Raw genomic sequence first — 21,120 nt, forward strand, 5'->3', positions numbered from 1 at the left:
CGCTGAGGAGATATGCCGTGTTGGAACTGAAGACACCCCGAGAGATCGCGGCGATGGACGTCACCGGGACGTTCATCGCCGAACTGCTCGACGATCTGGCCGGGCGCGCCAGGCCGGGGGTGAACCTCCTCGAACTCGAGGTGCGCGCCAGGGAACTGATCGCCGAACGTGGTGCCCAGTCCTGCTACTGGGACTATGCGCCCTCGTTCGGTCGCGGCCCGTTCCGCAACGTCATCTGTCTGTCGGTGAACGACGCTGTGCTGCACGGGCTTCCGCACGACTACGTGCTGGCCGACGGTGATCTGCTCACCATGGACATCGCGGTGTCGATCGACGGCTGGGTCGCCGATTCGGCCCGCAGCATCATCGTCGGGACGCCGCGCGCCGAGGACCGCCGGCTGATCACCGCCACCGAGGAAGCGCTGGCGGCCGGTATCGCGGCGGCAATGCCGGGAAACCGGCTCGGGGACATCTCCGCCGCGATCGGCGCGGTGGCGGCGGACTACGGGTATCCGGTCAACACCGAGTTCGGTGGGCACGGCCTGGGCCGCACCATGCACGAGGACCCGCACGTGCCCAACCTCGGCAGGCCCGGCCGTGGTCTCAAGCTGCGCCCCGGGCTGACGCTGGCGCTGGAACCGTGGTTCGCGGCGGGCACCGATCGCATCGTCTTCGACCCGGACGGCTGGACCATCCGCTCGGCGGACGGATCGCGCACCGCGCACAGCGAGCACACCATCGCGATCACCGACGGTGCCGCGCTGGTGCTCACCTCGCGGGAGCGGGTGACCGCCGGCGTCTGACTCACACCCCGGTGACGGCCACCCAGGTGTTGTTCACCGCGGCGGTTCCGGTGAACGCGTCCACCCGGTCCGGGTCGTGCAAGGCGTTCACATTCGCCCCGGGCAAGGTGTTCGCGTGCCGCCAGCCGGTATCCCGATGACCCCAGCCGTGCGGGACGGCCACGGTGCCGGGCCGGATGTCGTCGCTGATGTCCAGGGGCACTTCGATTTCGCCCACGGCCGAGGCGACCCGGACGGTGGCACCCTGACTCAACCCACGGGTTCGGGCGTCGTCGGGATGCATGAGCACCGTGCACCTGTTGTTGCCCCCGGTCATCGTCGGCACGTTGTGCAGCCAGGAGTTGTTGCTGCGCAGTTGGCGCCGTCCGATGAGCTGCAGGTCGTAGTGGCGCTCGGCGTCGTCGGCCGGCTTGCGCAGGTACGCTGCCGCCGCCTCGACGAACTCGCCGGGGGCCAGTGCCACCAAGCGGTCTTCGGTGGCGATGACCTTCGCCAGCCGCGGCTGCAGCGCGCCGAGATCCACGCCACCTGCACTGTCTCTGAGCTGACGCATCGTGATTCCCTTGCGGCCCTTTCTGATTCGCCCGTACGGGCCGGTCAGCAGGGCCAGGGCGGTCATCCGCAGCGGGTTGGCGAAGGCGATCAGCCGGCTGCGCACCGGCGCCAGCAGCTGCCGCAGCGGAGCCGGCAGCAGTTCCATGGTCAGCCGACTGAGAATTTCCCAATCCTCCTTGGCGCCGGCCGGCGGCTCGAAGGACCGGTGCTGGAACCGGATGTTGTTGCGCACACTGAAGATCGTGGTGAGCAGTGCGACGTCCTCGCGCTCCAACGGCGACACCGGCGGCAGGATGAAGTCGGCGTGCCGGGTGGTCTCGGTGACGTACATGTCCACCGCCACATACAGATCCAGGCCCGCCAAGGCCTGCTCGAGCCTGCCCTTCTGCGGGATCGACGACACCGGATTCCCCGCATAGGTGATCATCGCCCGGATCTGCCCCTGGCCGGGGGTCAGGATCTCGTCGGCCATGGCGACGGCCGGCAACTCGGCGCGGAAGGACTTGTACCGGCCGGAGCGATCCGACCATGCCGCGTGCCCGACCGGGACGTACCGCGCCGCGCGGGGCAGGTCGGCGAACGGGGTGGAGAACATCGTCCCGCCGGCCCGGTCCAGGTTGCCGGTCACCGTGTTGAGCACCATCACCAACCAGCTCACCAGTGTCCCGGTCTCCTGCTGGCAGATGCCGATCCGGGCGTACACGGCCGCCGATTCCGCGGCGGCGTGCTCGCGCGCCAGGGTCCGGATGGTGTCGGCGTCCACGCCCGCGCGTTCGGCGACCGCCTCCGGTGTCGCGCCGGCAACCAGGGCCGCCAGTTCATCCCAGCCCGACGCCTGCTCGGCGATGGCCATGCCGTCGCACAGGTTCTCGGCGACCAGCACGTGCAGCATGCCCAGCAGCAGATACACGTCGCCGCCGGGGCGCACCGCGACGTGCTGATCGGCCAGCCGCGCCGTCTCGGTGCGGCGCGGATCGATCACCACCACCGTGCCGCCGCGGTCGCGGATCGCCTTGATGCGCCGCTTGGCGCCGGGCATCACCGACAGCGAGCCGTTGGACACCGCCGGATTGGCGCCGATGATCACCAGCCGTTGCGTGCGGTCGATATCGGTGATCGGCACCAGCATGTTGGAGCCGAACACCCGCCAGGCGGCGTACTCGTGCGGCATCTGGTCAATGGACGACGCCGAGAAGAAGTTCGGGCTCAGCAGCGCCAGCCGCAACATCAGGCCGTAGAACGCGCCCGAACTGTGCGCCGCCGGGTTGCCCAGGTACATGCCCAGTGCCCGGGGTCCGTGCTCCTTACGGATCCGGCGCAGTCGGCTGCCGATCTCGGCGAACGCCTCGTCCCAGCCGACCGGCTCGAAGCGGTCGCCGATCCGTCGCATCGGGGTGCGCAGCCGGTCCGGGTCATGGTGCAGGGCGCCCATCGCGGTGGCCTTCGGACAGATGTAACCCTTGGAGAAGACGTCGTCGGGATTGCCCTCGATCCGGCTGACCTTGCCGTCGGTCACCGTCACGTGGATGCCGCAGTGCGCCTCGCACAGTGTGCATTGACTGATGTGGGTGCATTGACTGAGGTGGACGGTGCCGGGCGCGGCGGTGGTCCGGTTGTTCACCCGGGGCAGGGGGACGTCGATCGCACTCATGCGGGCCTCCGGCGGCGATATCAGTCAATATGCGTTGACAGATTAGCCCGGCCGACTCGGCTGAGACCAGAGTTCACCGCGACCGTTAGGCTTACCAGGTGTTTGAATCGCTGTCTGACCGGTTGACCGGTGCACTGCAGGGCCTGCGCGCCCGGGGTCGGCTGACCGATGCCGATATCGACGCGACCGCGCGCGAGATCCGCCTTGCCCTGCTCGAAGCCGATGTCTCGCTGCCCGTGGTGCGCGCCTTCGTCGGCCGCATCAAGGATCGCGCCAAGGGCGCGGAGGTCTCCGGCGCGCTCAACCCGGCCCAGCAGGTCGTCAAGATCGTCAACGAGGAGCTCATCGGCATCCTCGGCGGCGAAACCCGCCAGATCGCCTTCGCCAAGACACCCCCGACGGTGATCATGCTGGCCGGTCTGCAGGGTTCCGGTAAGACCACGCTGGCCGGCAAGCTCGCCAAGTGGCTCAAGGCCAAGGGCCATACCCCGCTGCTGGTGGCCTGCGACCTGCAGCGCCCCGGCGCGGTGCACCAGCTGCAGATCGTCGGTGAACGCGCCGGCGTATCGGTGTTCGCGCCGCACCCCGGGGTGTCCCCGGACGGGGTGAGCATCGATCAGATGACCGTCGGCGATCCCGTCGCGGTGGCCGCCGCGGGCCTGGCCGAGGCGAAAGCCAAGCTCTTCGACGTCGTCATCGTCGACACCGCCGGGCGCCTGGGTATCGACGAGGAGCTGATGGCCCAGGCCGCCGCCATCCGCGATGCCGTGCAGCCCGACGAGACGCTGTTCGTCCTGGACGCCATGATCGGCCAGGACGCGGTCACCACGGCCGAGGCCTTCGGGGCCGGTGTCGGTTTCACCGGTGTGGTGCTGACCAAGCTCGACGGTGACGCCCGCGGCGGTGCCGCGCTGTCGGTCCGCGAGATCACCGGTGTGCCGATCCTGTTCGCCTCGGCGGGGGAGAAGCTGGAGGACTTCGACGTCTTCCATCCGGACCGGATGGCCAGCCGCATCCTGGGCATGGGCGATGTGCTCACCCTCATCGAGCAGGCCGAGCAGGTCTTCGACCAGCAGCAGGCCGAGGAGGCCGCCGCCAAGATCGGCTCGGGCGAGCTGACCTTGGAGGACTTCCTCGAGCAGATGCTGGCCATCCGCAAGATGGGTCCGATCGGCAACCTGCTGGGCATGCTGCCCGGCGCCGGTCAGATGAAGGAGGCGCTGGCCGCCGTCGACGACAGCCAGCTCGACCGCGTCCAGGCCATCATCCGCGGTATGACGCCGGCCGAGCGCGCCGACCCGAAGATCATCAACGCCTCGCGCCGCCTGCGCATCGCCAACGGCTCCGGCGTCAGCGTCTCCGAGGTCAATCAACTCGTGGATCGGTTCTTCGAGGCCCGCAAGATGATGTCGCAGATGGCCGGCCAGATGGGAATGCCGTTCGGCCGCAAGAACTCTGCGCGTAAGGCCGCCAAGGGCAAGAACAAGCAGGCCGGCAAGAAGAAGGGCCGCCAGACCGGGAAGGGCCCGACGCCGCCGAAGAATCCGCTGGGTGCCGGTCTGCCCGCCGGTTTCCCGGACCTCACCGGGATGCCCAAGGGGCTCGACGAACTGCCCCCGGGCCTGGCCAACATCGACCTGTCCAAGCTGAAGTTCCCCGGCCAGAAGTAGCCGCATGGGGGCACTGCACGTCCGGGGCCGGGGCCTGCCCGACGGCGAGCAGGTGCAGTGGTGGATTGTCGATGAGGGCTCGCCCGAAGAGCATGGGCCGCACGGCGTGCTGTCGGCCGAGCCGATCGCCCACGCCGACACGGTGTTCGATGGCGGCTGGATCATCCCCGGCCTGGTCGACGCGCACTGCCACGTCGGCCTCAAACCCGGTGGCGCCACCAGCTATGACGAGGCCGTCGAGCAGGCCGAAACCGAGCGCGACGCCGGTGCGCTGCTGCTGCGCGACGCCGGTTCGCCGGTAGACACCCGCAGCTTCGACGATCGCGCGGACCTCCCGCGGATCATCAGGGCCGGCCGTCATCTGGCGCGGCCGAAGCGCTATCTGCCGGGACTGCCGATCGATATCGAGGACGAGGCGCAGCTGCCCGCGGCGGTGGCCGAGCAGGCCCGCTGGGGCGACGGCTGGGTGAAACTGGTCGGCGACTGGATCGACCGGGGGATCGGTGACCTGGCTCCGCTGTGGTCCGACGACATTCTCGCCGCCGCCATCGACGCAGCCCACGCCAACGGTGCCCGCGTCACCGCGCACGTCTTCGGTGAGGACGCGCTGCCCGGGCTGATCAATGCCGGCATCGACTGCATCGAGCATGGCACCGGGATCACCGAGGACGTCATCGACCTGATGCTCGAGCACGGCACCGCGCTGGTGCCCACGCTGATCAACATCGAGAACTTCCCCGGAATCGCCGATGCCGCAAGCAAGTACCCGACCTACGCCAAGCACATGCGTGAGCTGTACGCCTCCTGCCATCGGCGGGTGGGCGCCGCCCACGAGGCCGGGGTGCCGATCTATGCGGGTACCGATGCCGGCGGCATGATCGCGCACGGCCGCATCGGCGACGAGATCGCGGCGTTGCGCACCGTCGGCCTCAGCGCGACCGACGCGCTGGGCGCGGCGTGCTGGGATGCCCGGTCCTGGCTGGGTCGGCACGGGCTGGAGCACGGTGCCTCCGCCGACCTGCTGTGCTTCAGCGAGGACCCGCGGGAGGTCGGCGTGCAGCACCCCGATCTGGTGATCCTGCGGGGACGGGTGTACTGACCGTCGAGATCGACGAAATGCCGGAATCCACTCGCACTTTCTCGCCCAAATGCGCATTTGGGCGCAGAGGGGTCAGTAGACGTCGCGCACGTAGCGGTGGTTCTTGATCAGGTCGTTGACGTAGGCGTGGGCGGCCTCGGTGTCCATCCCGCCGCCGCGGGCCACCACCTGGTGCAGGGTGGCGTCGACATCCCTGGCCATCCGGTCGGCGTCGCCGCACACGTACAGGTGCGCACCGTCGGCGAGCCAGCCGAACAGCTCGTCCGCGTTCTCCGACATGCGGTGCTGCACATAGTCTTTGACATCCTGATCCCGGGAGAACGCGAGGTCCAGCCGGGTCAGGGTGCCGGCGGCCAGGAAGTCTTCGAGCTCGTCGCCGTAGAGGTAGTCGGTGGCACGGTGGCGGTCACCGAAGAACAGCCAGGACCGGCCGGGTGCGGCGGTGGCGCGGCGTTCCTGCAGGAAGGCGCGAAACGGGGCGATGCCGGTGCCGGGCCCGATCATGATGATCGGCACATCGGGCGCGGGCAGCCGGAAATTGTGGTTGGGGCGCAGGTGTACCCGGATCCGGTCGCCCCGGTCGGCCAGGAAAGTGGAGGCGACGCCGCCGTACTCACGGTCGCCGCGGCGGTACCGCACGCTGGCCACCGTCAGGTGGATGCGGCCGGGATGCACCAGCGGGCTGGACGCGATCGAATAATCCCGGAACACCAACGGGCGCAGCGTGTCCAGCAGTTCCTCGGCGGTCAGTCCGGCGCGCCGGACGAGGTCGAGGACGTCCTCACCGTCGGCGGCGGGTCCGGCCAGCTCCTGCAGGGCCCGCGACGGGGTGCGGATCTCCAGGCATTCGGTGAGCAGCACGCCGAGCGGCTCGTCGTGGTCGGGCACGGTGTGATCGGGTCCCACCCCGAGTTCGGTCAGCAGCAGCGACACCAGCGCGGGATCGTTGGTGGCGTGCACCGCCAGCGAATCGCCGGCTTGGTACGCCATGCCCGGCCCGGCCGGCTCCACCTCGTAGTGGCGGACCTCCTTGCCGGATCCGGCGGCGGTGAGTAACCGGTTCACCGCGACCTCGGCCTCGACGATCTCATGGCGCTCGCGCAGCGGCGCGGCGACCGCCTGCACCGCGGGGACCGCCTGCGCCGGGGCGGGCGCGCCCCGTTCGGCGGTCAGCACCTTCACCACGTCGGTGGTCCAGGCCTTGGCCGGTTGTTCGTAGTAGCCGTCGACGTCCACCCGGTCGACCATCCGGGTGGCCCCCAGCGATTCGAGTCGTTCGTCGAGCAATTTGCCTGCGTTGCAGAACATTTCGTAGGAACTGTCGCCCAGGGCGAGCACCGCGAAGTGCAGGTTGTGCAGGCGGTCGGTGCTGGCCTGCAGGGCTTCCCAGAACAGCGTGGCGGTATCCGGGAACTCGCCTTCCCCGAAGGTCGAGACGACGGCGACCAGGTGTGTCGCCGACTGCAGTTCGGTGACGTCGACCTGGTTGAGTTCGACGGCTTCGGCCGCGATGCCCAGGGCGGTGACGGATTCGGCGAAGGTCATGGCGGCATCCTCGGCGTTGCCCATGTCGGTGCCGTACGCGACGATCAGCGACAACTCTTCCATGCCGGTTCCCTCCACGAGCGCGCCCAAATTAGGGTCACCTTACTTGGAGGGCGGGTCGGGTGGGGTCCTCCCTATGCCGAGCGGCTGAACCCCCAGTCCAGCAGGCTGATGGCTTGCCCGTAGAGGTCACCGTTGCCGTACATCTGGACCACCACCAAGCGGCGATCACCGCGCTGCGCGGCGCCCACGTAGGTGTGCTGGGCCAGATTCGTGTACCCGGTCTTGCCGCCGAGGTCCCCCGGGTAGCGGCGCAGCAACTCGTTCTGGTTGGTCAGCGTCCGGCCGGGGAACTGCGCCGATGGCTGTCGCATGATCTGCGCGATCACCGGATAGGCCAGGGCGGCCCGGAAGATCACCGCCAGGTCGTGCGGCGTGGTCACCGATTCCCAGCCCGGCCCGTCCAGCCCCGAGGGTGAGGACGCCGTCGTGTGCCGGGCTCCCAGCTGCCGGGCCTTGGCGTTCATCCGGGCCACCGCCACCCGCTGCCCGCCCAGCATGTCGGCCAGCATGTTCGCGGCGTCGTTGCCCGACACCATCAGCAGTGCCTCCAGCAGTTGCCGGGTGGTGTAGGCCTGCCCGGGTCGCAGGCCGACGCACGAACATTCGACCGCGGTGTGCGAGGCGTTGGCCCGCGCGAAGTTGTCCGGCCGCAGATTGTCCAGCACGACGGTGGCGAGCAGCACCTTGATGGTGCTGGCGGGCGCGTAACTACCGTAGGGATCTTGCGCGGCGAGCACGGCGCCGGTGTCCAGGTCGGCCAGCAGCCAGGCCTTGGCCGGGCCGTTGGTGAACGCCTGCACCCCGGCCAGTTCGGTTCCCGGCTGGGCCTCCGAGCGTGGGGAGACCACGCCGAGAGTCATCGTCGCGGTCACGACCAGCGCGGTCGCCGTCAGCAGTCTTCGCACGCGCGACGAGATTACGGAGCACAGGACTCGCTGCGCGCGCGATCAGATTGCCGTTCGGCATCAACTGCGATTCACAGCGTCCCGACGCCCGGCCCCCGGCCGTCCGCGGCGAAACCCCAGTCCAGCAGTGCGCTGGCCTGATCCCAATACGTGGGCCCACCCTCTCGGACCAGTCCGTGCATCAGCACCACCACCAGACGCCGCCCGTCGCGTTGCGCCGCCCCGACGAAGGTCTTGCGGGCCAGGTCGGTGAACCCGGTCTTGCCGCCCAGCATGCCGGGGTAGCGGGCCAGCATCTCGTCCTGGTTGACCAGCACCCGGTCGCCGGACCGGCCCGGGATCACCGCGGTGGGTTGCGCGGTGATCCCGGCGAACACCGGGTGGGCCAGCGCGGCCCGGAAGATGACCGCCAGATCGTGCGGGGTGGTCCAGACGTCGATCCCGGGGCCGTCCAGCCCGGACGGGCTGCCCGCGGTGGTGGCGGTGGCGCCCACGGCCACCGCTTTGGCGTTCATCTTGGCGATCGCCGCCTCGCGGCCGCCGAGCATGGTGGCCAGGGTGTTGGCCGCGTCGTTACCCGACACCAGCAGCAGCCCCTCGAGCAGCTGACGCGTGGTGTAGGTGACCCCGGGCGCGATGCCGGCGCAATTGCACTCGACCTTCGTGTCGGCTTCGTCGGCGACCACGGTGGCGTCGAGGGCGAGTTCGTCGAGTGCGGTGAGCGCCAGCAGCACCTTGATGGTGCTGGCCGGGGCGTACCGGTCGAACTCGTTGCGGGCGGCCAGCACCTCGCCGCTGTCCATGTCGGCGACCAGCCAGGCCTCCGCCGGTCCGTCCGGTGTCGGCGCGGCGCCGGCCGGGATCGCCACATCGGCCAGGGCCCGCGGGGCGACGAGGGTGATCATGACGGCCAGACAGGTCAGCGCGGCGGTGACGAATCTCCCCATGGGACCTGCAGCCTATCGGGCAACCCCGCGGCTGTGACATCGGTTACGGTTGGAAGTGTCCCCCCGCGGGTATCCCTGCTCGCGGGCGACGTGCCCGGAGCATCCGGGCGACGTCGCCCGCAATCGAGGAAGAGGTGGTTCACACCATGTGCGGCATCGCCGGCGAGGTCGCTCGCGGACGGGCAGCAGACATCGGAGCCATCGCGTCGATGGCCGACACCATGATCCCCAGGGGCCCGGACAGCGGCGGCGTGTGGAGTAAGGACGGGGTGGCCTTCGGCCACCGCCGCCTGGCGATCATCGACCTGTCCAGTCACGGTCACCAGCCGATGCACGACCCCGAGTTACATCTGACAGTGGCCTTCAACGGCTGCATCTACAACTACCCGCAACTACGCGACGACCTGATCGCCAAGGGCTACCGCTTCTTCTCCCACAGCGACACCGAGGTGGTGCTGAAGGGATTCCACGCCTGGGGTGAAGGCGTGGTGGACCGGCTGTACGGGATGTTCGCCTTCGCGGTGACCGACACCGACAGCGGCCAGGTGCTGCTGGCCCGCGACCGGCTGGGCGTGAAACCGCTGTACTGGGCCGAGGTGGGTGGCGCGTTCCGGTTCGCGTCCACCCTGCCCGCGCTGGTGGCCGGCGGCGGCGTGGACACCTCGATCGATCCCGTCGCGCTGCACCACTACCTGAGCTTCCATTCGGTGGTGCCCGCACCGCACACCATCCTGCGCGGGGTGCGCAAACTCGCCCCCGGCACCATCATGCGGATCGAACCGGACGGCCGCCGGGTCGAGCGCACCTACTGGAACCCGGTGTTCGAACGCGTGCAGGAACGCGGCACCTGGTCGGCCAAGGATTGGGAAGACGCGGTGCTGGCCGCGTTGCGCACCGCGGTGGAGCGTCGGCTGGTCTCCGATGTGCCGGTGGGCTGCCTGCTGTCCGGCGGGCTCGATTCCAGTCTCATCGTCGGTCTGCTGGCCGAGGCCGGACAGCATGGGCTGCAGACCTTTTCGATCGGCTTCGAGGCCGCCGGCGGTGAGGAAGGCGACGAGTTCAAGTACTCAGACGTCATCGCCCGGCACTTCGGGACCGATCACCATCAGATCCGGATCGACACCGCCCGCATGCTGCCCGCGCTGTCCAGCGCGATCGGCGCCATGAGCGAGCCGATGATGAGCCACGACTGCGTGGCGTTCTATCTGCTGTCCGAAGAGGTCAGCAAGCACGTCAAGGTGGTGCAGTCCGGTCAGGGCGCCGACGAGATCTTCGCCGGTTACCACTGGTACCCGCCGATGGCGCACGCCGCCGACGATGACGTCGATGCCGCCGTCGCCCGGTACCGCGCGGCATTCTTCGATCGCGACCACACCGCCGTCAACGCCCTGCTGGCGCCCCAGTGGCGCCTCGACACCGATGTCGCCGGCGATTTCGTGCGCGACCGGTTCGGCGCCCCGGGGGCGGCCACCGCCACCGATCGGGCGCTGCGGCTGGACACCACCGTGATGCTGGTCGACGATCCGGTCAAACGGGTGGACAACATGACCATGGCCTGGGGACTGGAGGGCCGGGTGCCGTTCCTCGACCACGAGCTCGTCGAACTCGCCGCGACCTGCCCGCCGCAGCTGAAGACGGCCCACGACGGCAAGGGTGTGCTGAAAGAGGCTGCCCGCCAGGTGATCCCGAGCGAGGTCATCGACCGGCCGAAGGGCTATTTCCCGGTCCCGGCGCTCAAACACCTGGCCGGGCCGTACCTGGACCTGGTCCGCGACGCCCTGCACAGCGCCCCAGCCCGCGACCGCGGGCTGTTCGCCGCGGACAGCGTCGAGCGGCTGTTCGCGGACCCGAACGGCAATCTCACCCCGCTGCGCGGAAACCCGTTGTGGCAGATCGGTTTGCTGGAGATGTGGCTGGCGCAGCACGTCGACGGAGGTCGGGCGTGACCATGGCAGAGACTCGCGACGACACCGGAGTGGTGCAGGATCTGGGGTGGGGGCGACTGGTGTTCGGCCAGACCTTCGCCGATTCCGAGGAGTTCGGCACCGCGTTGCGCGCCGAGGCCAGCGGCCGCCGCGATATCGGCATGTATCTGGACGCGCCACACGTTTTCGTCGCCCTGCATCCGCAGGAGTTCTTCATCGATCCCAGCTTCACCTACCGGCTGACCTTCTCCGAACGCGGCGACTACTGGCCCGGTGACGTGCCGGGAGTGGTGGTGCGGCCGGTGCGGTCGATCCAGGACTGCGAGGCGATCAACGAGATCTACGTGCGCTGCCGGATGGTGCCCGCCGACGTCGAACTCATGTGGAACAACGTCCAGCGCGAACCGCACATGGTCTACCTGGTGGCCATCGACGAACACACCGGCGCACTGATCGGCACCGTGACCGGCATCGATCATCGCCAGCTGTTCGGGGACCAGGAGAACGGTTCCAGCCTGTGGTGTCTGGCGGTGGACCCGGCGGTGTCACGGCCGGGTGTGGGCGGGCTGCTGGTGCGCTCGCTGGTGGAGGAGTTCATCCGGCGCGGCCGGGCGCAGATGGACCTGTCGGTGTTGCACGACAACGAGGGGGCGATCGCCCTCTACGAGCGGATGGGCTTCCAGCGTGTCCCGGCGCTGGGCATCAAGCGCAAGAACGCCATCAACGAGAAGCTGTTCGCCCCCGTGCAGGAGGAGGAGGGCCTGGCCGAGCTGAATCCGTACGCCCGGATCATCGCCGACGAGGCCATCATGCGCGGGATCCACGTCGAGGTGCTCGACGGCAAGGGCGGCTACATGCGGCTCACCCACGGCGGCACCAGCGTGGTGACCCGGGAATCGTTGTCCGAGTTGACGAATGCGGTGGCGATGAGCCGCTGCGACGACAAGCGCGTCGCCCGCCGCGTGGTGTCCGAGGCCGGTGTCCGGGTGCCGCGCGGGCGGACCGCGACCTTCGACGACGACGATTACGCGTTCATGCGCGAGGTGGGCTCGGTGGTGGTGAAGCCGGCCCGTGGCGAGCAAGGGGCCGGTATCACCGTCGGGGTCACCAAACCCGATGAACTGGACCGGGCCCTGCAGTGGGCCGCCAAACACTGCCCCGACGTGCTCATCGAAGAGCGTTGCGAGGGTGAGGATCTGCGGCTGGTCGTCATCAACGGCAAGGTGATCGCCGCCGCCGTGCGGCGTCCGCCCGAGGTGCTGGGCAGCGGCAAACACACCATCCGTCAGCTGATCGAGGCGCAGAGCCGCCGGCGTGCGGCGGCCACCCAGGGTGAATCGGTGATCCCGATCGACGATGTCACCGTCGACACCGTGCGCGACGCCGGCTGGGACCTCGACGACGTGCTGCCCATCAACGAGCGGCTGGTGGTGCGGCGCACCGCCAACCTGCACACCGGCGGCACCATCGGCGATGTCACCGACGACGTGAACCCGAAACTGGCCAGGGTGGCCGTCGACGCGGCCGACGCGATCGGGATCCCGGTCACCGGGATCGACCTGATGGTGCCGTCGGTCCGCGGCGAGGAATACGTGTTCATCGAGGCCAACGAACGCCCCGGGCTGGCCAATCACGAACCGCGCCCGACGGCCCAGGCCTTCGTGGATCTACTGTTTCCTCGTACCGCGGCCACACCGTGGGCCTGGCAGCCCGACCCCGTCGACCAGGGGTAGCGCACGGCCCGTTGCGGCCGAAGTTCGCGTATTTCAGTGCGGGAGTGAGGAGACATGGTGTCCGAACGTGCGGTGATGCCGGAGGCGACCCGGGCGTGGATGATCGACACGCTGCTGGGGCTGCTGCAGACGCCGAGCCCGTCCGGGCGCACCGACGCGGTGATGCAGCTGATCGGCGACATCCTCGACGACCTCGGGGTGCCGTTCATGCTGACCCGGCGCGGGGCCCTGACCGCCGAACTGCCCGGTGAGTCCAAGACCACCGACCGCGCCGTCGTGGTGCACGCGGACACCATCGGCTGCATGGTGCGCGACCTCAAGGACAACGGCCGGCTCGAGGTGGTGCCCGTCGGGACGTTCTCGGCGCGATTTGCCACCGGGGCGCGGGTCCGGATCATGACCGACGATCCCGACCAGTTCTTCACCGGAACCGTGATGCCGTTGAAGGCGTCCGGGCATGCGTTCGGCGACGAGATCGACACCCAGCCCACGGACTGGTCGAACGTGGAGGTGCGCATCGACCGCCAGGTGGGCACCCGGGCCGACCTGGAACGGCTCGGGTTCAACGTCGGTGATTTCGTCGCGTTGATCGCCGCCCCGGAATTGACCTCCGACGGGTTCATCGTGTCGCGGCACCTGGACGGCAAGGCGGGGGTGGCCGTCGCGTTGGCACTGGCCAAGACCATCGCCGACGACCGCATCGTGCTGCCGCACAAGACGACGATCATGGTGACGATCACCGAGGAGGTGGGGCACGGCGCCAGCCACGGCCTGCACCCCGATGTCGCCGAACTGGTGTCGGTGGACAACGCGGTGTGTGCGCCGGGGCAGCACTCCATCGAGGACGGGGTGACCATCCCGATGGCCGATCTGCACGGGCCGTTCGACTACCACCTCACCCGCAAGCTGTGCCGGCTGGCCAAGGAACGGCGAATTCCGCACGCGCGGGACGTGTTCCGGTTCTATCGTTCCGACGCCGCGGCCGCCATCGAGGCGGGTGCCAACACCAGGGCCGCCCTGGTGGGCTTCGGGCTGGACGGCAGCCACGGCTGGGAACGCACGCACCTCGACTCGCTGGAAGCCGTGTACAACCTGCTGTTCGCGTGGTTGCAGACACCGCTGACCTTCGCCAAGTGGGATGCCGAACCCTCGGGCAAGCTGCGCGATTTCCCGTCGTCGAAACAGCCGGCGCCCACCGAACAATGGGTGCCGCTGTCGCGCGGTGAGCACGGCGAACCGGGGGAGTGGTCCGGCGAGCACTGGCCACCGTCGGAAGGGCCGGTGGGCCCGCAGGCGTAGTGGTTCAATCGAGGCGTGCTGAGCATCGAAGAGATCTCTGACCGCCTGGAAATCCAGGATCTGCTGATCGCCTACTCGACGGCCATCGACACTCGCCGGTTCGACGACCTGGACCGGGTGTTCACCCCGGACGCCTATATCGACTACCGCGCCATGGGCGGGGTGGACGGCCATTTCCCCGAGGTGAAGGCGTGGCTGGCTCAGGTGCTGCCGAACTTCCCGGCGTACGCGCACATGTTGGGCAACGTCGACATCCGGCTGGCAGGGGACACCGCCACGTCGCGGACGCTGTGCTTCAACCCGATGGTTTTGGGAGGCGAGCAACAGCAGGTGCTGTTCTGCGGGCTCTGGTACGAGGACGAGTTCGTGCGCACCGGCGAGGGCTGGCGGATGAGCCGCCGCGTCGAGGTGAAGTGCTTCGACAAGATTGTCTAGATTTGGGCAGGCCACACCCGCTCTGGCACAATAGGCGGCTGTCTGTCGCGCGACACCGTTAGATGCGCTGCGCGCCGGTCACACACGTAAGGCAAAACCGGATCCCGGCAACCCGCCGGAGATCGCCGAATTGCAGCGTGGCACATACAGGAGAAAACGCTTTCACATGGCTGTCAAAATCAAGCTGACCCGTCTCGGCAAGATCCGCAACCCCCAGTACCGCATCGCCGTCGCCGACGCGCGTAACCGCCGCGACGGCCGCGCCATCGAGGTCATCGGCCGCTACCACCCCAAGGAAGAGCCGAGCCTGATCGAGATCGATTCGGAGCGCGCGCAGTACTGGCTGGGCGTCGGTGCGCAGCCCACCGAGCCCGTCCTGGCGCTGCTGAAGATCACCGGTGACTGGCAGAAGTTCAAGGGCCTGCCGGGTGCCGAGGGCACGCTGAAGGTCAAGGAGCCCAAGCCGTCCAAGCTGGACCTGTTCAACGCGGCCCTGGCCGCCGCCGACAACGCCCCGACCGGCGAGGCCACCCAGCTCAAGAAGAAGAAGGCTCCTGCCAAGAAGGACGACGCGGCCGCCGAGGGCGAGACCGCCGAGGCCACCGACGCCGCGGCTGAGCCCGCCGCCGAATGAGCTCCGTAGTCGTCGACGCCGTCGAACACCTCGTTCGCGGGATCGTCGACAACCCCGACGATGTCCGGGTCGACCTGGTGACCAACCGTCGCGGTCGCACGGTGGAGGTGCACGTGCACCCCGATGATCTGGGGAAGGTCATCGGCCGCGGCGGTCGCACCGCCACCGCGCTGCGCACCCTGGTCGCCGGGATCGGCGGCCGGGGCATCCGCGTCGACGTGGTCGACACGGATCAATAGAAACCCAGTAGTCGTTCAGATCATGGACCTCGTCGTCGGTCGGGTGGTGAAGGCCCACGGCATCAGCGGCGAGGTCGTCGTGGAGGTCCGCACCGACGACCCGGACGCCCGGTTCAGCCCGGGCGCCCGGCTTCGTGGTGCCAAACGCAATGCGCCGCAACGCGAATTCGTCATCGATTCGGTGCGCGAACACGGTGGGCGACTGCTGGTGCGGCTGACCGGTGTCACCGACCGCAACGCCGCCGACGAGATTCGCGGCACGCTGTTCGTGGTGAGCACAGACGAGCTGCCGCCGATCGAGGACCCCGACGAGTTCTACGACCACCAGCTCGAAGGGCTGGCGGTGCGGACCGTGGACGGTACCGCGGTCGGGACGGTGGCCGAGGTGCTGCGCACCCCGGCGGGGGAGTTGTTGTCGGTCAAGACCGCCGAGGGGGCCGAGGTGCTGGTGCCGTTCGTCTCGGCGATCGTCACGGCGGTGTCGCTGGAGGACCGGCTGGTCGAGATCGATCCGCCCGACGGTCTGCTCAACCTCGAAGACCTTTAGGTCGCCATGCGGATCGACGTCGTCACGATCTTCCCCGACTATCTGGAACCGCTGCGCCAGGCCCTGCCCGGTAAGGCGCTGGAGGCCGGGATCTTCGACCTCGGCGTGCACGATCTGCGGCGGTGGACCCACGATGTGCACAGGTCGGTCGACGACGCGCCCTACGGCGGCGGGCCCGGCATGGTCATGCGGGCGCCGGTCTGGGGTGCGGCACTCGACGAAATCTGTTCGGCCGAAACGCTTCTGGTGATCCCGACGCCCGCGGGCCGGCCGTTCACGCAGGCCACCGCGCAGCGCTGGAGCGCCGAATCGCACCTGGTGTTCGCCTGTGGTCGCTACGAGGGCATCGACCAGCGTGTCGCCGAGGACGCCGCCCGCCGGATGCGGGTGGAGGAGGTCTCCATCGGCGACTACGTGCTGGCCGGCGGGGAGGCGGCAGTGCTGGTCATGGTGGAGGCCGTGGTGCGTCTGCTGCCCGATGTGCTCGGCAATCCGCAATCGCACCAAGAGGATTCGCATTCCGACGGTTTGCTCGAAGGGCCCAGCTACACCCGTCCGCAGGTGTGGCGCGAGCTGGAGGTGCCACCGGTGCTGCGCTCGGGTGACCATGCCAAGATCGCGGCGTGGCGGCACGAGCAGTCGCTGCAGCGCACCCGGGAACGCCGGCCCGACTTACTCTAGATGCGGCCGCCGGGGAAGATCGTCGACACGGCCGCGGTGATCGTCTTGCGCGCCTCGTCGGCATCGGCGGGCTGCATGGAGCTGATCGCCACCGCGTAGCGACGGTCCGGGCCCACCACGCCGGTGGACAGGTGCATCCAGTCCGCGCCGATGCAGCACATCCACCCTTGTTTCACCGCAACCGGTTCGGCGTACAACCCTTCCGGGATGCCGAACCGCTGCGGGTAGACGCCGCCGGGCACCATCCCGTCGGGTGCGGTCGGGGTGGACTCGGCGAGATCGGCCAGGATGATGCTGGCATCGGCGGCGGGCAACCCGCCCTTGCCCGAGAGCAGCATGTCGTAGTAGCGCACCAGGTCGGTCACCGTGCTGGTGGTGTTGTACCAGCGCCCGTTGCCCGGGGGCCGGGTGGCGGACAGCCCGTAGCGGCTCACGACCCGGTTGATGATGTCGCTGCCGCCGCTGCGGTTCCAGAACACCTCGGCCGCGCTGTCGTCGCTGGAGCGCAGCATGACGTCGAGCATCCTGCGGTCGTCCGGGCTCAGCGTGGTCTGGCCGTTGGCCTCCTGCAGCAGCAGGTCGTCGGCGATGAACAACTTCACCACGGAGGCGATGGCGATCGTGTCGATGTCCCCGCTGGTGACCAGTTGGCCGGTGTTGCGGTCCAGGATCGCCACGGTGATGTCGGCGCCGTCGGCCGAGGCGTCGGCGACGGCCTGCCGCACGCGGGCGTCCAGCCCCTGAAAGGCCGCCGCGGGCTGGTCGGGCGGTGCCTCGGGTAGCGGCGCGGAGTTCCCCAATGGAGCGATGACGGTCAACTGCGGGGACTCCGGTGGCGGGGGCGGGGTTCCGTAGACCTTGGCCTCACAGGCCGATACCAGCGCGCCGGTGCACAGCACCGTGGCAGCCACCGTCATGAGCTTCGACGGCCGCGCCCGCATAGCTCTCCTCCTGGCATGCCTGTCAACAGCCCGGTAACACGCTGTGTGAACCATTGAGTCGGCCGGAACGCCCGACCTTCGAAGCGGTCGTAGCAGGTGGCGCTGACCCATCTGTAGCCTAACGGTTGACGGCGGTTGTCGCCCGCCCGGCGCGGTGGAGTTTTGCGCCCGGATGTGCCGATTTCGTCGGACGAACGCCATCTGGCACAATTGAGCAGTTGTCTGCGCACGGCCTCGCCGAAAGGGGCGAAGCCTGCTGCGTGACGCAGAACCCGATAAGCCCGAATACCTCGGCTCGGCCGCGCACTTGCGCGGTCCCGCAGGAGCCGCTTACTAGCAAGGAAGTGTCACCGATGAACACGCTGGACTTCGTCGATCAGACGTCGCTGCGCGACGACATCCCGGCCTTCAGCCCCGGCGACACCGTCAACGTGCACGTGAAGGTTATCGAGGGCTCCAAGGAGCGCATCCAGGTCTTCAAGGGTGTCGTGATCCGGCGCCAGGGTGGCGGCATCCGGGAGACCTTCACCGTGCGCAAGGAGAGCTACGGCGTCGGTGTCGAGCGGACCTTCCCGGTGCACTCGCCCAATATCGACCACATCGACGTCGTGACCCGCGGCGATGTGCGTCGCGCCAAGCTGTACTACCTGCGCGAGCTGCGCGGCAAGAAGGCGAAGATCAAGGAGAAGCGCTGACGCTGGTTCCGGCACGCCTGCCGGAGCGGTCAGAAATGCTGACTACCCTGATGCCGTGACCGAGGACAAAGAAGGTACGGCGGCCGCCGACGGGTCGGATTCGGACGTGGCAGATGGCGTGGAAGATTCCGTCACCGACACCGTCGAGGACCAGGAAACCGACGAGCCCAAGCGCAAATCGGGTGCGGTACGTGAAGGGGTCATCCTCGTCACCATCGCGCTGGTCATGTACTACGTGGTGCTCACCTTCGTGGCCCGGCCCTATCTGATCCCGTCGGAATCGATGGAACCCACCCTGCACGGCTGCGCCGGCTGTGTGGGCGACCGGATCATGGTGGACAAGCTCACCTATCGGTTCTCCAAGCCCGAGCCCGGTGACGTGGTCGTCTTCAAGGGTCCGCCGAACTGGAACATCGGCTACAAGTCGATCCGGTCCGACAACCCGGTGATCCGTTGGGCGCAGAACGCGCTGTCGTTCGTCGGTTTCGTGCCGCCGGATGAGAACGATCTGGTCAAGCGTGTCATCGCGGTGGGCGGCCAAACCGTCGAATGCCGCGCCGCCACCGGGCTGACCGTGGACGGCAAGAAGCTCAACGAGCCCTATCTGGATCCGACGACGATGATGGCCGACACCAACGTCTACCCCTGCCTGGGTAACGAGTTCGGCCCCGTCAAGGTGCCCGAGGGACGGTTGTGGGTGATGGGGGACAACCGCACCCACTCGGCGGATTCCCGCGCGCACTGCGCCAACCTGCCGGCCGATGCGCAGAAGGGCCTGCTGTGCACGGGTGACCCGGTGCCCGGCACCGTGCCGGTGGACAATGTCATCGGTAAGGCCCGGTTCATCGCGTGGCCGCCGTCGCGGTGGGGCGGTGTGGACAGCGTGAACCCACAGACGGCGCCCGCATCTTAGGAGTCTTGGCGTTGGCGGCGAGCTGGCCACCGCGGACCGTGATCCGCAAATCCGGGCTGCGCACCCTGGAGTCCGCGCTGTATCGCAGCGGGCTCGGACCGGTCGCGGGCGTCGACGAGGTGGGACGCGGTGCCTGCGCAGGACCGCTGGTCGTGGCGGCCTGCGTGCTGGGCCCGAATCGGCTGTCCAGCCTGGCCGCGCTGGACGACTCGAAGAAACTCACCGAGGCCGAACGGGAACGGCTGTTCCCGCTCATCCGTCGCTACGCGGTGGCGTACCACGTGGTGATCATCGAATCGACCGAGGTGGACCGGCGCGGCGTGCACCACGCGAACATCGAGGGGATGCGCCGAGCGGTGGCCGGTCTGCCGGTCCGGCCCGGTTACGTGTTGTCCGACGGTTTTCGGGTGCCCGGTCTGACGGTGCCCTCGCTGCCGGTGATCGGCGGTGACGCCGCAGCCGCGTGTATCGCCGCGGCGAGTGTGTTGGCCAAGGTCAGCCGCGACCGCCTGATGGTCAGCATGGACAGCGAACACCCCGGATACGGCTTCGCCGAGCACAAGGGGTACGGCACCCCGGGCCACACGGCCGCGCTGGAGCGGCTCGGCCCGTGCAGCCAGCACCGGTTCTCGTTCGTCAACATCGCACGCGTTGCCGGATCGGTGCGACGCGACGCCACAGCGTGCGGAATGATGGAGCCCAACCTAGACGAAGGACAGCAGAGCAGATGAGTGCCGAGGATCTCGAGAAGTACGAAACCGAGATGGAGCTCTCGCTGTATCGCGAGTACAAGGACATCGTCGGTCAGTTCAGCTATGTGGTGGAGACCGAGCGGCGGTTCTACCTGGCCAACAGCGTGGAGCTGGTGCCGCGCAACGCCGACGGCGAGGTCTACTTCGAGCTGCGGCTCGCCGATGCCTGGGTGTGGGACATGTACCGGCCGGCTCGGTTCGTCAAGCAGGTCCGGGTCATCACGTTCAAGGACGTGAACATCGAAGAGGTCGAGAAACCCGAGCTGCGGCTGCCGGACTGACCCGGCTGATCGCCGCTATGTCCGCAGGTGCTCGTCGAAGAATGCGAACACCCGGGACCAGGCGTCCGCCGTGGCGGCCTCGTCGTAACCGAACCCGGTGACCCGCAGCAGCGGCTGCGCGGGTAGCTGATTGGCGAAGCTGTGCCCGGCCTTCGGGTAGATCTTGATGTCGGCGGTGATGTTGCGGGCGCCGGTGACCCGGCGCAGCTTCTCCGGTGCGCCGATCCCCAGCGGATCACGCCGGCCGAAGCTCGCCACGATGGGGCAGGCGCCGGCCAGCGTGCGGTCCAGGTCGCGCGGCAGGGGCGTGCCGTAGAACGGGGCCGCCGCGCCGAAACCCTTGGGGGACAAGATCAGCGCGAACTGACCACCCATGCAGAAGCCCGCGATCCCGACGGTTCCGGTGCATTCCGGCAAGCCCAGCAGGTGATCCCGCGCGGCCAGGATGTCGTCCAGCGAGCGGCCACGCTGGGTCAGCGCCTCCCGCATCACCCGGGTGATACAGCGCGCCCGACCGCCCCGGGCGTACAGGTTCGGGGTCAGCGCCAGGTAGCCGGCGTCGGCGATGCGCTGCGACACCGCCTCGTTGTCGGGCCGGTAGCCGACGGCGTCGTGCACGACAACCACGCCCGGCCACGGCCCGGAGCCGCTCGGGGTGTCCAGCAGTGCGTCGATCGGACCGGCGGGGGTGTCGAGGGTGATCGAGGCCACGCCAACAAACTAGCCTGTGCGGCCATGGCCTGTCCGGTCGAACCGGAGGGGCGGCCGGGGCGGCGACCGTGACGGGAGATGGACCTGCCTATCGTG

The 21,120-nt window shown here is 68.7% G+C and carries 21 protein-coding genes; 15 read left to right on the forward strand and 6 right to left on the reverse strand.

The features are described from left to right. Positions 1-17: 17 nt before the first annotated feature. Entirely contained in the window at positions 18-803 is a 786-nt protein-coding gene (gene map, locus AWB94_RS17300) for a type I methionyl aminopeptidase (protein ID WP_062656376.1), read from the forward strand. Between the two features lies 1 nt (position 804). Here the strand turns inward: map and AWB94_RS17305 are convergent, their stop codons facing one another. After that, positions 805-3,009 carry a molybdopterin-dependent oxidoreductase gene (locus tag AWB94_RS17305; RefSeq protein ID WP_084395104.1) on the reverse strand — a complete coding sequence of 735 codons (2,205 nt, stop codon included), beginning with the start codon at positions 3,007-3,009 and terminating at the stop codon, positions 805-807. Between the two features lie 98 nt (positions 3,010-3,107). Here AWB94_RS17305 and ffh point away from each other — a divergent pair, with 98 nt between their 5' ends. After that, a complete protein-coding gene (ffh, locus tag AWB94_RS17310) occupies positions 3,108-4,679 on the forward strand; it encodes a signal recognition particle protein (protein ID WP_062656377.1) in 1,572 nt (523 codons plus the stop codon). A 4-nt stretch (positions 4,680-4,683) separates the two neighbouring features. Further along, a complete protein-coding gene (locus AWB94_RS17315) occupies positions 4,684-5,778 on the forward strand; it encodes an amidohydrolase family protein (protein ID WP_062656378.1) in 1,095 nt (364 codons plus the stop codon). Between the two features lie 72 nt (positions 5,779-5,850). Here AWB94_RS17315 and AWB94_RS17320 read toward each other — a convergent pair whose 3' ends face one another. From AWB94_RS17320 to AWB94_RS17330, 3 genes are all read right to left on the reverse strand, one after another. Next, positions 5,851-7,386 (reverse strand): diflavin oxidoreductase, encoded by a 1,536-nt coding sequence (locus tag AWB94_RS17320; RefSeq protein WP_062656379.1) that lies wholly within the window; start codon positions 7,384-7,386, stop codon positions 5,851-5,853. Between the two features lie 71 nt (positions 7,387-7,457). Continuing rightward, complete coding sequence (locus AWB94_RS17325) at positions 7,458-8,246, reverse strand: D-alanyl-D-alanine carboxypeptidase family protein (RefSeq protein WP_109762195.1); 789 nt, start codon at positions 8,244-8,246, stop codon at positions 7,458-7,460. A gap of 116 nt (positions 8,247-8,362) precedes the next feature. Beyond that, positions 8,363-9,238, reverse strand: a complete 876-nt coding sequence (locus tag AWB94_RS17330; protein WP_062656381.1) for a D-alanyl-D-alanine carboxypeptidase family protein — start codon at positions 9,236-9,238, stop codon at positions 8,363-8,365. Between the two features lie 146 nt (positions 9,239-9,384). Here AWB94_RS17330 and AWB94_RS17335 point away from each other — a divergent pair, with 146 nt between their 5' ends. The 8 genes from AWB94_RS17335 (at position 9,385) to trmD (ending at position 16,731) form a co-directional block, all read left to right on the forward strand. Then, positions 9,385-11,184: an N-acetylglutaminylglutamine amidotransferase gene (locus AWB94_RS17335; protein ID WP_062656612.1), complete on the forward strand. Its 1,800-nt coding sequence runs from the start codon at positions 9,385-9,387 to the stop codon at positions 11,182-11,184. 2 nt (positions 11,185-11,186) lie between these two features. After that, entirely contained in the window at positions 11,187-12,896 is a 1,710-nt protein-coding gene (ngg, locus tag AWB94_RS17340; protein ID WP_062656382.1) for an N-acetylglutaminylglutamine synthetase, read from the forward strand. A gap of 54 nt (positions 12,897-12,950) precedes the next feature. Next, positions 12,951-14,195, forward strand: a complete 1,245-nt coding sequence (locus AWB94_RS17345; protein ID WP_201029532.1) for an osmoprotectant NAGGN system M42 family peptidase — start codon at positions 12,951-12,953, stop codon at positions 14,193-14,195. 15 nt (positions 14,196-14,210) lie between these two features. Continuing rightward, positions 14,211-14,630, forward strand: a complete 420-nt coding sequence (locus AWB94_RS17350) for a nuclear transport factor 2 family protein (protein ID WP_062656383.1) — start codon at positions 14,211-14,213, stop codon at positions 14,628-14,630. A gap of 166 nt (positions 14,631-14,796) precedes the next feature. Continuing rightward, positions 14,797-15,264, forward strand: coding sequence for a 30S ribosomal protein S16 (gene rpsP, locus AWB94_RS17355; protein WP_062656384.1), 468 nt, complete (start codon positions 14,797-14,799; stop codon positions 15,262-15,264). Continuing rightward, complete coding sequence (locus tag AWB94_RS17360) at positions 15,261-15,503, forward strand: RNA-binding protein (protein ID WP_024450383.1); 243 nt, start codon at positions 15,261-15,263, stop codon at positions 15,501-15,503. Before rpsP ends, AWB94_RS17360 begins: the two co-directional genes overlap by 4 nt. Before the next feature lie 22 nt (positions 15,504-15,525). Continuing rightward, positions 15,526-16,050 (forward strand): ribosome maturation factor RimM, encoded by a 525-nt coding sequence (gene rimM, locus AWB94_RS17365; protein ID WP_062656385.1) that lies wholly within the window; start codon positions 15,526-15,528, stop codon positions 16,048-16,050. A gap of 6 nt (positions 16,051-16,056) precedes the next feature. Next, the gene (gene trmD, locus AWB94_RS17370; protein WP_062656386.1) at positions 16,057-16,731 is read left to right on the forward strand and encodes a tRNA (guanosine(37)-N1)-methyltransferase TrmD; all 675 of its coding nucleotides are present in this window, start codon (positions 16,057-16,059) and stop codon (positions 16,729-16,731) included. On the opposite strand, the gene AWB94_RS17375 is transcribed toward trmD, so the two are convergent. Further along, positions 16,728-17,672 carry a serine hydrolase gene (locus AWB94_RS17375; protein WP_062656387.1) on the reverse strand — a complete coding sequence of 315 codons (945 nt, stop codon included), beginning with the start codon at positions 17,670-17,672 and terminating at the stop codon, positions 16,728-16,730. The two genes, trmD and AWB94_RS17375, sit on opposite strands and share 4 nt — an antisense overlap. A 353-nt stretch (positions 17,673-18,025) precedes the next feature. Between AWB94_RS17375 and rplS the strand changes: the two genes are divergently transcribed. From rplS to AWB94_RS17395, 4 genes are read left to right on the forward strand one after another with little or no spacing between them, the layout of a single operon-like run. Further along, positions 18,026-18,367 (forward strand): 50S ribosomal protein L19, encoded by a 342-nt coding sequence (gene rplS / locus AWB94_RS17380; protein ID WP_024450379.1) that lies wholly within the window; start codon positions 18,026-18,028, stop codon positions 18,365-18,367. Continuing rightward, on the forward strand, positions 18,294-19,280 hold the full coding sequence (lepB, locus tag AWB94_RS17385; RefSeq protein WP_409365968.1) for a signal peptidase I: 987 nt from the start codon (positions 18,294-18,296) through the stop codon (positions 19,278-19,280). The genes rplS and lepB overlap by 74 nt, the downstream gene beginning before the upstream one ends. Positions 19,281-19,291: 11 nt before the next feature. Beyond that, a complete protein-coding gene (locus AWB94_RS17390; RefSeq protein WP_024450377.1) occupies positions 19,292-20,011 on the forward strand; it encodes a ribonuclease HII in 720 nt (239 codons plus the stop codon). After that, positions 20,008-20,313 carry a DUF2469 domain-containing protein gene (locus tag AWB94_RS17395; protein ID WP_024450376.1) on the forward strand — a complete coding sequence of 102 codons (306 nt, stop codon included), beginning with the start codon at positions 20,008-20,010 and terminating at the stop codon, positions 20,311-20,313. The genes AWB94_RS17390 and AWB94_RS17395 overlap by 4 nt, the downstream gene beginning before the upstream one ends. A 15-nt stretch (positions 20,314-20,328) precedes the next feature. Here AWB94_RS17395 and AWB94_RS17400 read toward each other — a convergent pair whose 3' ends face one another. Then, the gene (locus AWB94_RS17400) at positions 20,329-21,024 is read right to left on the reverse strand and encodes a dienelactone hydrolase family protein (protein ID WP_062656388.1); all 696 of its coding nucleotides are present in this window, start codon (positions 21,022-21,024) and stop codon (positions 20,329-20,331) included. Positions 21,025-21,120: the final 96 nt, after the last annotated feature.

This window comes from Mycolicibacterium canariasense (assembly GCF_002101555.1).
In the GTDB taxonomy this organism is placed as follows: Bacteria; Actinomycetota; Actinomycetes; order Mycobacteriales; family Mycobacteriaceae; genus Mycobacterium; species Mycobacterium canariasense.